General features: G+C 66.5%; 12 protein-coding genes and 2 tRNA genes. 9 read left to right on the forward strand and 5 right to left on the reverse strand.

Features of this window, described 5'->3' with window-relative positions; all coding sequences use genetic code 11:
• The first annotated feature begins 250 nt into the window (after window positions 1-250).
• The 3 genes from GGC30_RS16790 (at window position 251) to GGC30_RS14500 (ending at window position 1,803) form a co-directional block, all read left to right on the forward strand.
• Window positions 251-517, forward strand: a complete 267-nt coding sequence (locus tag GGC30_RS16790) for an energy transducer TonB (protein WP_370452011.1) — start codon at window positions 251-253, stop codon at window positions 515-517.
• Between the two features lie 124 nt (window positions 518-641).
• Window positions 642-718 (forward strand) — tRNA-His (locus GGC30_RS14495).
• Window positions 719-816: 98 nt separating this feature from the next.
• On the forward strand, window positions 817-1,803 hold the full coding sequence (locus tag GGC30_RS14500) for an aldo/keto reductase (protein WP_153925637.1): 987 nt from the start codon (window positions 817-819) through the stop codon (window positions 1,801-1,803).
• Between the two features lie 72 nt (window positions 1,804-1,875).
• Here the strand turns inward: GGC30_RS14500 and GGC30_RS14505 are convergent, their stop codons facing one another.
• Both GGC30_RS14505 and ligA read right to left on the reverse strand, forming a co-directional pair.
• A complete protein-coding gene (locus tag GGC30_RS14505) occupies window positions 1,876-2,298 on the reverse strand; it encodes a DUF2147 domain-containing protein (protein ID WP_153925639.1) in 423 nt (140 codons plus the stop codon).
• A gap of 122 nt (window positions 2,299-2,420) precedes the next feature.
• A complete protein-coding gene (gene ligA, locus GGC30_RS14510) occupies window positions 2,421-4,754 on the reverse strand; it encodes an NAD-dependent DNA ligase LigA (protein WP_228763761.1) in 2,334 nt (777 codons plus the stop codon).
• A 120-nt stretch (window positions 4,755-4,874) separates the two neighbouring features.
• Here ligA and GGC30_RS14515 point away from each other — a divergent pair, with 120 nt between their 5' ends.
• The 3 genes from GGC30_RS14515 to GGC30_RS14525 all read left to right on the forward strand — a co-directional run bounded on the left by GGC30_RS14515 (window position 4,875) and on the right by GGC30_RS14525 (window position 7,076).
• On the forward strand, window positions 4,875-5,831 hold the full coding sequence (locus GGC30_RS14515) for a M28 family peptidase (protein WP_153925643.1): 957 nt from the start codon (window positions 4,875-4,877) through the stop codon (window positions 5,829-5,831).
• Window positions 5,828-6,334 (forward strand): hypothetical protein, encoded by a 507-nt coding sequence (locus GGC30_RS14520; RefSeq protein WP_153925645.1) that lies wholly within the window; start codon window positions 5,828-5,830, stop codon window positions 6,332-6,334. The genes GGC30_RS14515 and GGC30_RS14520 overlap by 4 nt, the downstream gene beginning before the upstream one ends.
• Window positions 6,335-6,506: 172 nt before the next feature.
• Window positions 6,507-7,076 carry a sugar transferase gene (locus GGC30_RS14525; protein ID WP_153925647.1) on the forward strand — a complete coding sequence of 190 codons (570 nt, stop codon included), beginning with the start codon at window positions 6,507-6,509 and terminating at the stop codon, window positions 7,074-7,076.
• Here the strand turns inward: GGC30_RS14525 and rpiA are convergent.
• The gene (gene rpiA, locus GGC30_RS14530; protein WP_153925649.1) at window positions 7,073-7,756 is read right to left on the reverse strand and encodes a ribose-5-phosphate isomerase RpiA; all 684 of its coding nucleotides are present in this window, start codon (window positions 7,754-7,756) and stop codon (window positions 7,073-7,075) included. The two genes, GGC30_RS14525 and rpiA, sit on opposite strands and share 4 nt — an antisense overlap.
• Window positions 7,753-9,105, reverse strand: coding sequence for a bifunctional UDP-N-acetylglucosamine diphosphorylase/glucosamine-1-phosphate N-acetyltransferase GlmU (gene glmU, locus GGC30_RS14535; protein WP_153925651.1), 1,353 nt, complete (start codon window positions 9,103-9,105; stop codon window positions 7,753-7,755). The genes rpiA and glmU overlap by 4 nt, the downstream gene beginning before the upstream one ends.
• Window positions 9,106-9,163: 58 nt before the next feature.
• Here glmU and GGC30_RS14540 point away from each other — a divergent pair, with 58 nt between their 5' ends.
• The 3 genes from GGC30_RS14540 (at window position 9,164) to GGC30_RS14550 (ending at window position 11,404) form a co-directional block, all read left to right on the forward strand.
• On the forward strand, window positions 9,164-9,883 hold the full coding sequence (locus tag GGC30_RS14540; protein WP_370452010.1) for an HAD-IA family hydrolase: 720 nt from the start codon (window positions 9,164-9,166) through the stop codon (window positions 9,881-9,883).
• A 100-nt stretch (window positions 9,884-9,983) separates the two neighbouring features.
• Window positions 9,984-11,273 (forward strand): dicarboxylate/amino acid:cation symporter, encoded by a 1,290-nt coding sequence (locus GGC30_RS14545; RefSeq protein ID WP_066622799.1) that lies wholly within the window; start codon window positions 9,984-9,986, stop codon window positions 11,271-11,273.
• Window positions 11,274-11,329: 56 nt separating this feature from the next.
• Window positions 11,330-11,404, forward strand: a tRNA-Val gene (locus tag GGC30_RS14550).
• Here the strand turns inward: GGC30_RS14550 and GGC30_RS14555 are convergent.
• Entirely contained in the window at window positions 11,361-12,356 is a 996-nt protein-coding gene (locus tag GGC30_RS14555; RefSeq protein ID WP_153925669.1) for an ROK family protein, read from the reverse strand. The genes GGC30_RS14550 and GGC30_RS14555 overlap by 44 nt on opposite strands.
• Window positions 12,357-12,482: the final 126 nt, after the last annotated feature.

Below are 12,482 nucleotides of genomic sequence, written 5' to 3' on the forward strand. Positions count from 1 at the left end.
GGCACACGCACCTGAAGTTTCGGCGGCGGAGGCGTGTCCGCCGCCTCCGCCGACGGACACGCCTCCGCCGCCGAAACTTCAGGTGCGTGTGCCGGCTCCGGTCCCGAACATCGTCCCCCCTCCGCCGGTCAACATCACGCCGACGAAGAAGGAAGATCGGGTTGAATACACGGGTCCGCCCGTCAATATTCCTGGACCGCCGCCTCCGCCCGCGCCGCCGGCTCCGGCTCGCCCAGCGACCATCACGAACGTGTCGTGGTCGCGCCAGCCGCGTCCCGAATTCCCGGCCCGCGCTCAAGAGCGTGGCATTGAGGAAGGCACGGTTGTTCTGCTTTGCTCGGTTCAGGCCAATGGTTCGGCCACAAACTGCAGCATCGTTTCTGAGACGCCTTCGGGTGCTGGATTCGGTCGCGAAGCGGTTGCCTCCATGCGGTCTGCGCGCTTTGCGCCTGGCACGGTGGACGGGGTTGCTCAAGGCGGACAAGCGCGCTTTACGGTTCGCTTCCGCCTTCAGTAGGCCTCATAGTCTATATCGACAGAACGCCCCGGCATCCGCCGGGGCGTTTTTGTTTGTGTGGGTCGCACTCTATGCTTGATTGGTTGGTGAGGCCTCGGTAGAGAACGCGCCTCGCGATGTGCGGGCCGCCTTAGCTCAGTTGGTTAGAGCGCCGGTTTGTGGAACCGGAGGTCCTCAGTTCAAGCCTGAGAGGCGGTACCATTGCAAAGCGCGGCCGGGCTTGCAGCCCGCCGTCGCCGCGACCATCTCCTGATAATCGGCCGTGTGGTCGATCCCCCACATCGACAGGAGAAGGCCCCATGAAGACGCGCAAGTTGGGTGCGAACGGTCCCGAGGTTTCGGCCATTGGCCTGGGCTGCATGGGCATGAGCGCCTTTTACGGCGGCTCTGACGAAGCTCAGTCCACCTCCGTCATCCATCGCGCGCTCGATCTGGGAATCACCCTGTTCGACACCGCCGAAATGTACGGCCCTCATACGAACGAGGTGCTGGTCGGCAAGGCGCTGAAGGACCGGCGCGACCAGGCCTTCATCGCCACCAAATTCGGCATCAACTACAATGCCGACCGCACCAAGCTAATGACCGACGGCAGCCCGGCCAATGTGCGTCGCGCCATCGAGGGCAGCCTGCAACGCCTGGGCGTCGATCACGTCGATCTTTACTATCTGCACCGCGTTGATCCGGACACGCCGATCGAGGACACGGTCGGGGCGATGGCGGAACTGGTCAAGGAGGGCAAGGTCCGCTTCCTGGGGCTGTCCGAGGCCGCGCCCGACACCCTGCGCAAGGCGCATGCGACCCATCCGATCACGGCGCTGCAGACGGAATACTCGCTGTGGAGCCGCGAGCCGGAGGACGAACTGTTCGCAGTCGTGCGCGAACTGGGCATCGACTTCGTGCCCTACAGCCCGCTGGGCCGCGGCTTCCTGTCGGGCGAAATCACCTCGATCGATGACCTGGAAGCGGACGACTTCCGCCGCACCAATCCGCGCTTCATGGGCGAGAACTTCCAGAAGAACCTGGATCTGGTTGAGGCCGTGAAGGCCATTGCGTCGGACAAGGGCATAACCGCCGCTCAACTGGCGCTGGCCTGGGTGCTGGCGCAGGGCGAGGATCTGATCCCGATCCCCGGCACACGTCGTATCGCGACCCTGGAGCAGAATGCGGCGGCCGTGGACATCGTTCTGACGCCTGAGGATCTCGCCCGGATTGAGGCCGTCTTCCCCAAGGGCGCGGCAACGGGGCATCGCTACGCCGAGGCGGCGCGGGCGGCGCTGAATCGCTGAGCTACAAGCCAAATGAAAAAGGCCCGGTCGGATCGCTCCGACCGGGCCTTTCGTATGTGGGGCGTCCTGATCCTACTGGATGCGGGTCCAGGTCTGGGTCTTGCACAGCGGAGCCACGATGCAACCGCGCAGACGCAGGCTGTTGTCGTTTGTCATGGTGATGGTGCCGCGATAGGTGCCGCCGTCGGCCGGGTTGTAGACCGAGCCGTTGCGCCATTCCGTCGGACCGCCGGTGAAGCCGGTCAGCATGGGCAGATTGCGCAGGGTGCGGTTCCGCTGGTCGGCGTTGCGATTGTTGGCGTCGCGCGCATTGGCGTCGGCGCGAATGTGGTCCGACGTCACCAGCGTGCCGCACAGCGCCTGGCCGCAACGCGCGATCCGCACCTGACCGCCATTGGTCGGCGTCTGCCATAGGCCCGTCGGGTCGCCCGCCAAGGCCGGAGAGGCCAGGGCACCCGCCAGGCTCGCTGCGGCCAGCATGATCTTGATCTTCATAGTCGTTCCCTTTCGTCGGGTCGCTCGCACCGCCCGTTAAAGCGGACGTTGATCGCGGTTTCGGTTGAAAACAAGGCCAAAACTCCAGCGATCACCAACGAAAACCGACCGTTAGGTCAACTTCAACCGCCGATCAGGGCCAGCCATTCGTCCTCGGTCAGCACCTGGACGCCATGCTTTTCGGCGTCTTTGAGCTTGGAGCCGGCTCCGGGGCCTGCGACGAGGTAGTCGGTCTTTTTCGACACTGAACCCGAGACCTTGGCGCCCAGGCTTTCGGCGCGGGCCTTGGCCTCGTCGCGGGTGAAGCGCTCCAGGGCGCCGGTGAAGACGACGGTCTTGCCGGCGACCGCCGTGTCGGACTTGGGGCGTTCGGCATTGAGGATTTCGGTCAGTTCGGCTTCCAAAGCCTCTACGACCTGCAGATTATGCGGCTCGTGGAAGAAGTGGGCCAAGGCCTCGGCAGCGACGGGACCGACGCCGGTGACACCGGCGATCTGGTTCAGGATTTCGGACGGGCGGTCCTCGCGCGCGACCCGGGCCAGTTCGACCAGCCCGGACCAGTCGTCCGCGAGAGTCGCCAATGACCGGCGGGCCGGGGCGGCCATTCCGGGAAAGGCCTGGCTGATCTTCATGTCCATCGTGGCCTCGGGCCAGGGATCGGCAGCGGGGGGCGTGACCTCTGCCATCAGGGTCAGGACGCGGGGCGATATGGCGTGGGCGGCCGCCAGGTCGGTCCAGGCTTCGGACGGCACACCCGAAGCGGCCTGGAGGCAGGCGGCCTTCAGCGCAGGCCAGCTCTCGAAGGCGCGGGCGAGCACGATGGAGGTCTGTTCGCCGATGTCGCGGATTCCCAAACCGAACAAGAACCTGTCCAGCGAGATGACGCGGCGGGCGTCGATGCCAGCGACCAGGTTGCGGATGCTGATCTGGCCATAACCGTCGTCGCGTTCCAGCGCCTTCAGCCGCGCCTCGTCGCGCGCCAGTCGGAAGATGTCGGCCGGCTCCTTGATCCAGCCCCGCGCATGGAAGGCGACCAGCTGCTTTTCGCCCAGCCCCTCGATGTCGAAGGCGCGGCGACCGACGAAATGCTTCAGCCGTTCGACGATCTGGGCGTCGCAGATCAGGCCGCCGGTGCAGCGGCGCTTGACCTCGTCGCCCTCGCGCACGGCTTCCGAGCCGCAGACGGGGCAGTGTTCCGGGAAGACATAGGGGACGGCGTCGGCCGGACGTAACTCCGGGACCACGCCCAGGATCTGCGGGATGACGTCGCCGGCGCGCTGCAGGCGGACCGTGTCGCCGATGCGGACATCCAGACGTTCGATCTCGTCTTCATTGTGCAGGGTGGCGTTGCGGACCACGACGCCGCCGACGGTGACGGGGTGGAGCCGGGCGACGGGGGTCAGGGAGCCGGTGCGGCCGACCTGGATGTCGATGCCTTCCAGCACCGTGGTCGCCTGCTGCGCCGGGAATTTGTGGGCGATGGCCCAGCGGGGGCTGCGCGCGACGAAGCCCAAGCGGCGTTGCCAGTCGATGCGATCCACCTTGTAGACCACGCCGTCGATGTCATAGCCTAGGGTCGCGCGGTCGCGTTCCAGTTCGCGATAGATGGCGATCAGGCCCTCGGCGCCCTCGACACGGCGCGAGCGGGCGTTGACGCGGAATCCCCAGGCTTTGAGCTTTTGCAGGGCTTCCCACTGGGTCTCGGCGAAGTCGCTGGAATGTTCGCCCCAGGCGTAGGCGAAGAAGTTCAGCGGGCGTTTGGCGGTGATCCGGGCATCCTTCTGGCGCAGGGAGCCGGCGGCGAAATTGCGGGGGTTGGCGTAGGTGCGGCGGCCCTCGGCCTCGGCGGCGGCGTTGAAGGCGGCGAAGGCGTCATTAGGGGCATAGACCTCGCCCCGGATCTCGATCCGGTCGGGCCAGCCGTCGCCGGCCAGAGTCTGCTGTACATCCGCGATGGTGTTCAGATTGGCGGTGACGTCCTCGCCCGCGCGTCCATCGCCGCGCGTGGCGCCGATCGTCAGCTTGCCGTCGACATAGAGAAGATTGGCGGAGAGGCCGTCGATCTTGGGCTCGGCGACAAAGGCGATCGGTTCGTCGGCGGGCAGTTTGAGGAAGCGTGTGATCCGGGCGACGAAATCTCGCACCTCGCCCTCGTCGAAGGCGTTGTCCAGCGACAGCATGGGGACGCCGTGGCGCACCTCGGCGAACTGGGTTGAGGCGGCGGCGCCGACCTTGTTCGACGGAGAGTCAGGGCGGACCAAATCGGGGAAGGCGGTTTCGATCGCCAGGTTGCGCGCACGCAGGGCGTCGTATTCCGCGTCGGAAATCTCGGGCGTCGCCTCGTTGTAGAGCGCGTCGTGGCGGGCCATTTCGGCGGCCAGCCAGGCCAGGGCCTCGGCGGCCGTCTCGGCGGTGAGGTCTTCGACGGGGACTTCAAGAGGAATCGCATTGGCCATGGCCGCCGTCATATCATCTGACGCGCCGCCCGTGCATCGCGCAAAGCCGATGATGACAGAACCGTAGGCTGACGCGCCGTCCGCGCTTCGCTAGGTTCGCGCGTCATTATCGGAGCCTGTATGACTCGTTCGACCCTCTGCCTTTTCGTCGCCGGCGCCGCTCTGATCGTCAGCGGTTGCGCCGCCGTTCCCGGGACGGCGCCGATTGCGCCGAGCGCCGTCGCGCCGGTTTCCAGCCAACTGCTGGAGGACGTTCGCATCCTGTCGGCCGACGACATGCAGGGCCGCGACACGGGCTCAGAAGGCGGCGAGCGGGCGCGCGCCTACATCGTCTCGCGATTGGAGGCCATGGGCGTTCAGCCGCCGCCGTTCGGGCGTTTGCAGCGGTTCGAGACACCGGGCCGCACGCGCGAGGGCGTGAAGACCTTCAGCGGCGTCAACATCGTCGGCCTGATCCCCGGTACCCGCGTCGCCGACCGCTATATCGTCGTGACGGCCCATTATGACCATGTCGGCGTCAATGACGGCCAGATCTTCCACGGGGCCGACGACAATGCCTCGGGCGTGGCGACGATGCTGGAGCTGGCGGCGCGGCTCAAGGCCCAGCCGCCGGAACACAGCGTGCTGATCGTTGCGCTGGACGGCGAGGAGCGGGGGCTGCTGGGCGCTCGCGAGTTCGTCAAGGCGCCCCCGGTGCCCCTGTCGTCACTGAGCCTGAACCTGAACTTCGACATGACGGCGCGGGCGGAAACGGATGGCCATCTGTGGGTCACCGGGACCTATCAGCACCCCAATCTGCGCCCCGTGCTGGAGGCCGTGGCGCCGAACGGGGCCGTGTCCTTCGCCTTTGGCAAGGACACCCCGCAGGATACGGGCGAGAACAACTGGGTCGACGCCTCCGATCATGGCGCCTTCCATGAGGCGGGCGTGCCCTTCCTGTACATGGGCGTCGATTATCACCCCGACTATCATCGACCGAGCGACACCTTCGACAAGATCACGCCATCGGTCTTTGCCAGCGCGACCGAGATCGCCATCGCCGGGTTCCGGGCTTTGGACCGGGCGCTTGATCGATGAGGTCCTCATGGGTGGTCGTTGCGGTCGTTGCGGTCGTGGCCGTGCTGAGCCTGGCGGCATGCGAGCGGCGCGACGCCGCGACGCCGACGTCGACGCCGGAAGCGACGTTCCAGCATCGTCTGAGCGGCGATATCTCGGGCGACTATCGCCCGACAGGTGAGGGGGAGATGCCGCTCGTGGCTTCCCTGTTTGTCGGTCAGGATGAGGCCTTCGCCGCCTGGGAAGGCGGCTCCCGCGCTTCGCCGCCGCTGATGCTGTCTCTGGCCGGGCCGCAGGGCGAGGTCAGGGTTCTGCCGGACGCCTATGTCGTCACCGACGATCGGATCCAAATGAGCGGGTCTGCGCCTGGCATGGGCCTGGTCGAGTTGTCGGCCCGGATTGACCAGGGCGCTTTGGCGACGGCGCGGCGCAATCTCGGCGATCAGACGCCTGTCGTTACTGGGACGATTTCGGTGAGCGGCCGTCGCACGCCATTCACGCTGAGTTGGTGGGGCGGCGACTGATCTGAGCAATCTGTGCTGACGACGCGCCAGGATTGCCACCCATGCAATCCCAAGTCATGGTGACGCTTGGGGGGCCTGAATGTCTATAACGGAATTGGCCGGGTGCGATGTGACGTCGACATGCGGCGTCGGTGCGTCTCGGCGCCGTGTTCGTCACGACCCGACCCGCGCCATGGATATCGCATTCGCCCTGATAGGCCTGCTTTTGACCTGGCCGCTCTTCCTTTTCATTGCTCTGGGCGTCAGTACGCAGGACGGAGGGGCCGCGATCTTTCGCCAGCAGCGCATCGGCCGCGACGGCCGAATGTTCGACTGCCTCAAATTCCGTTCGATGACGGTGGGCGCGGAGCAAGCCTTGCCGTCAGCCTCTGATCCGGAATGGCAGGCGATGCGAAAGCTGACGCACGATCCGCGCGTCACGTCGCTGGGCCGCCTGTTGCGACGGTCCAGCCTGGATGAACTGCCGCAGTTGATCAATGTGTTGAGAGGCGAGATGTCGCTGGTCGGTTCCCGACCGATCGTGATCGACGAGGCGGCGCGATACGGACGGCGACTGGCCGACTACTGCGCGGTTCGCCCAGGCCTGACGGGGCTGTGGCAGGTCTCGGGGCGCAACGCCGTGCCCTATCCACGCCGGGTTGCGATGGATGTCTGGTTGGTCAGAAACCGGAGCATCGGGGTTTATCTCGCGATACTGGCGCGCACGGTTCCGGCGGTGCTGAGCCGCCGGGGCGTGTCCTAGGGAAGGCGCTCCTCAACGCCCTCGTCCGTGCCGATGATGGCCAGGTCGGCGAGATCCAGAAACAGCCCGTGCTCCACCACGCCGGTAATCAGCTTCAGATCGTCGGCCAGACGGACCGGATCGTGGATCGCCTTGCAGCCCGCGTCATAGATCAGATTGCCGCCGTCGGTGCGGACCAGGCCGCGATCCGCCTGCCGCACGCGCGCCGGCTGGTTGATGTCGTGATCGATCAGGACATCGGCGATCCGGTTGGCCGTCGTCTTGTGACCGAAGGCGACGACCTCGATCGGCAGGGGGAAGGTCCCCAGAACCGGCACCACCTTGGCCGCGTCGGCGATGACGATGCAGCGAGCCGAGGCCTCCCACACCAGCTTCTCGCGCAGCAGAGCCGCGCCGCCGCCCTTGATCAGCGCCAGGCCAGGCCCGATCTCGTCGGCGCCGTCCACGGTCAGGTCGATGCGCGGCGTGTCCTCCAGCGTCGATAACGTCAGCCCAAGTTCGCGCGCGAGATCTGCAGTCTTCTCTGATGTCGGGACGCAACGCAGACCCGACAGGTTCCGCGCCGCCAGCGCCTTGACGAACCAGGCGGCCGTCGAGCCAGTGCCCAGGCCGACGATCATGCCGGCCTCGACATGGGCGGCGGCGGCCTCGCCGGCGTTCTTCTTCTGGAGGTCGCTCATTTGGATTTCGCAGCCTTCTTGGCCTTGGCTTCGACACGGAAGGCCGCGGCCGCTTCAGGTTTGACGGTCTGGCGGGCGCGGCCGAAGGCCATGGCGTCGGCGGGCACGTCCTCGGTGATGACGGAGCCGGAGGCGATCAGGGCGCCGTCGCCGATCACCACCGGGGCCACCAGGCTGGAGTTCGATCCGATGAAGGCGCCGGCGCCGACCTGGGTCTGGGCTTTGTTGAAGCCGTCGTAGTTGCAGAAGATCGTCCCTGCGCCGACGTTGGCGCCCGCGCCAACCGACCCGTCGCCCAGATAGGCCAGGTGATTGGCCTTAGCGCCTTCCGCCATCTTCACGTTCTTGACCTCGACGAAATTGCCGACCTTGACCCCCGTCGCCAGGTCCGCGCCGGGACGCAGGCGCGCGTAAGGACCGACTTCGGCCCCGGCCGCGACCCGCGCGCCCTCGATATGGCTGAAGCTGCGAATGCGCGCGCCGGCATCGATCACCGCACCAGGGCCGAAGACCACGAAGGGTTCGACGACGGCCCCGCCGCCGATCTGGGTGTCCCACGCGAAATGAACAGTGTCCGGCGCCGCCATGGTCACGCCGGACGCCAGGAAGGTGTCGCGTTGCACGGTCTGGAACAGGGCCTCGGCCTGAGCCAGTTCGGCCTGGGAGTTGACGCCCATCACCGCGTCCTCTGCGGCGAAGACGGCGCGGGTTGGGTGGCCGCCCTGTCGCGCCAGAGCGACGACATCCGTCAGATAGTATTCGCCCTTGGCGTTTTCGTTCTTCACCTCGGCCAGCAGCGAAAAGAGCAGGGCCGCTGGCGCGGCCATGACGCCCGAGTTGCAGGCCGTGATGGCGAGAACCTCGGCCGACGCTTCCTTGGCCTCCGTGATGGCGGTCAGGGTGTCGCCGTCGACGATCAGACGGCCATAGTCGCCCGGATCGCGAGCCTCGAACCCGATGACGGTGACGCCGTCGGCATTGAAGACGGGCTCGATGTCGGCGGCCTTTAGCAACGGCACGTCGCCATAGGTGACGACCACCTCGCCGTCGAAGCCGGCAAGGGCCTGTTCGGCGGCGCGCACGGCGTGGCCGGTGCCGAGCGGCGGGTCCTGGACCGCAATGGCGGCCTCGCCCAGCCGTTTGACTACATGGGCCCGGACCTCCGGCGAGTGATTGCCGACCACGACGACGATGCGTTCGCACCCCAGGCCTTCCGCCGCATCGATGGCGTGGTCCAGCATGGCGCGGTGGGCGACGGGGTGCAGCACCTTGGGCAGCGGCGACTTCATCCGCGTGCCCTGGCCGGCGGAGAGAATGATGGCGGCGCGGGCGCGCGTCTGGCTGGTCATGAATCGTCTCGCAGTCTAGTCGTCCTGCGATCTAGCCCATCATGCGGGCCAGCGGGAGATGTGGATGAGCGATCGCGACCTGGAAGGCTGGACCATCGCCTTTGACCTGGATGGGACGCTGGTCGATTCCGCCCCGGACCTGATCGGCACGCTGAACCGGATGTTGGTCGAGGAGGGGCTGCCGCCCGTGCCGATGGAGTCCGCCTCGACGCTGATCGGATCGGGCGCGCGGGCGCTACTGGTGCACGGCTTCGAAGCCGCCGGCGCGCCGGTCGAGCGGGCCAAGTCCGACGAACTGTTTGAGCGGTTCCTGGTCGATTACGCTGCCCACATCGCCGACGGCTCGCAGCCTTTCGAGGGCGTGGTCGAGACGCTGAAGCGGCTCAGCGAGCGGGGCGCAATCCTGGTCGTGGCCACCAACAAGCGTTCGGACCTTTCGGAGCTGTTGTTGGGCAAGCTGGACCTGACCCGACATTTCGCCGCGATCGTCGGCCCGGATCGGGTCAGCGCGCGCAAGCCCTCAGGCGCCCATCTGAAGGAGGCCGTCGCCATCGCGGGCGGTGATCCCGAACGGGCCATCATGGTGGGAGACGCCGCGCCGGACGCGGACGCCGCCAAAGACGCCGGCATGCCCTGCATTCTGACGACCTTCGGCTTTACGCCGACGCCCGTCGAAGACCTGGGCGGGGACGTGCTGATCGACGCTTTCGAAGACGTCGAAGAGGCGATCGACGGCATCCTCTCCGACTTCTACGTGCGGCGGGCGCTGAAATTCTGAAGTCAGCCGACAGGAAATCTGTCGGCTGAATGATCGCTGCTGCGGTTGCGGATCGTCATGGCGATGGACAGATTGGCGCACCCCTGTTGAAAGTGCCGTCATGCTCGCTCGCTTTTTCAAGATCCCGCTGTGGCAGCGGACCGCCGCCGGCTTCATCCTCGGCATCATCGCCGGGCTGATCCTGCGCGAGCGGGCCGAGACCTGGCTTCAGCCGATCGGCGACGTCTATCTGAACCTGATCCGCATGGTGGTGGCGCCGCTGGTGCTGTTCACCATCGCCAGTTCCATCGCCAAGCTGGGGGAAGGGGCGGGGGCCGTGCGGCTGGGGGTGCGGACCATCGTCTGGTTCGCCATCACCTCCCTGCTGGCGGTGTTGGTCGGGTTCGCCTTCGGCCACATCATCAATCCGGGCGTCGGCCTGTCCAACCTGCCGCTGGGCGAGGTCAAGGACCGGGTGATCCCGACGCCGCTGGAAGTCCTGATCGGCGTCGTGCCGACCAATCCGTTCGCGGCCCTGGCCGAAGGCAAGGTGCTGCAGATCATCTTCTTTTCGGCCCTGGTCGGCATGGCCCTGGTGGCGCTGGGCGACCGGGCGCAGGGCGTTCGGCGTCTGGTGGATGAGGGCGCGGCCATCATCTTCCGCATCACCCGCTGGGTGATCCAGCTGACGCCCATCGGCGTGTTCGGCCTGATCGGATCGGTCGTCGGCGGCTACGGCTGGGAGGCGCTGCTGCCCCTGGTGAAGTTCATCCTGGCCATCTATGCCGCCTGCCTGTTCCACATCCTGATCGTCTATTCGGGCCTGCTGAAGGTTCACGGGCTGAAGGTGACCAGCTTTTTCCGCGGCGCCTTCGCGGCCCAGCAGACCGCATTTGCGACCTCATCCTCGCTGGGGACGTTGCCGATCACCCTTCGCCAGACGGTGGAGCGTCTGGGGGTGCCCCAGGCCTATGCCGCCTTCGCCGTGCCCCTGGGGGCCAATGTGAAGATGGACGGGTGCGGGGCCATCTATCCGGCCATCGCCTCGATCTTCATCGCCCAGTATTTCAAGATTGATCTGACGCTGACCCAGTACGTCCTGATCGGCCTGACGGCGGTGCTCGGGTCGCTGGGGACGGCCGGCGTGCCGGGGACCAGCATCGTCATGTTGACCCTGACCCTGTCGACCGCCGGCCTGCCGCTGGAAGGGATTGGCTATATCGTCGCCATCGATCGCATCATCGACATGATGCGCACCGCGACCAATGTGACCGGCCAAATGCTGGTGCCGGTGCTGGTCGCTAAGGAAGAGGGCATCCTGAACCAGGACATCTACAACGGTCACGTCGCCTGGCTGCCGGGCGACCCGGAAGCCGATACGCCCGAAGGCGTTCGCGCCGCCGGAATCTGAAACAGGCGCTTGCGCGGGGCCGGCGACCGGGCTATGTCGCCGCCTCCGCAAGGCAAGGACGCGTAGCTCAGCGGGAGAGCACCTCGTTCACACCGAGGGGGTCACAGGTTCAATCCCTGTCGCGTCCACCATCTCCAATCCAATTTGATCCTGGCCTTGCGTCGCCCAGTTCTTGGGCCACTCGCCCGTGACAGACCGGTATGCGAGTGCCAATGCGCCGATCAGTCCGGCGGACACGCCCGCGGTCGGCGCCGCGATATAGGTCTTCATATCCAGACCCCGCAGGCTCGCGTCATAGCCGCCAAGCTGTCTCACCAGAGCCTGTCTGACCAGATCGTACATGTGCGGCTGCATCACGCCGCCGCCGATGATGATTCGCTCCGGCCGCAGCGTGTAGGTCAGGTTGGTGCACAGACCGGCGATATACTCCGCCGCCATCGGCCAGGCCGGATGGTCGTGAGAAAACGTCTCGGCCGCCGCGCCACAGCGCGCTTGCAGCGCCGGCCCGCTCACCAAGCCTTCCAGGCAGTCGCCGTGGAAGGGACAGACGCCCGAGAACGTCTCGTCGCCCTTGGCGCGGGGCAGGCGGATATGGCCGGCTTCGGGATGGTTCGCCCCGCCATGCGGCGCGCCTCCGATCATCACCCCGACCCCCACGCCCGTGCCGACCGTGACGTAGCAGAAGCTCTCCAGTCCTTGCCCGCTGCCGAACAGGCGTTCGCCCACGGCCGCGCCGTTCACATCGGTGTCCAGCGTCATTAGAACATCGAGGAAACGGCCCAGACGGGCCAACAGGTTGACGCCGCTCCACCCGGGCTTCGGCGTGCTGGTGATGGCGCCGAAGTCCGGCGCGTCGGATTTCAGGGACAAAGGGCCGAAGCTGACGATCGCCAGCGCAGAAAGCCGGCCGTGCCTCGACTGAGCGTCGACGAAGAAGGCCGCGACCGCATCCAGCGTCTCGTCGGGCGAGGTCGTTGGGATACGGATCTGGTCGATGATCACGCCGTCGGCGGCGGCGACGCCGCAGATGAACTTGGTGCCGCCGGCTTCGACACCGCCGAGGAGGAAGGATTGGGTCGACATGGGCGCCTGCCTCTCGGGTGCGACGAAGGTTCGCGGAACTGAACATCGAATAGGGCCAAGCGTTCAGACCCCATGACCCTTCTAGCCCGCCTGTTCATCGCCTTCGACGCCGCCGCCAAGATTTTG

This window comes from Brevundimonas sp. SPF441 (assembly GCF_009661015.1).
Taxonomy (GTDB): Bacteria; Pseudomonadota; Alphaproteobacteria; order Caulobacterales; family Caulobacteraceae; genus Brevundimonas; species Brevundimonas vesicularis.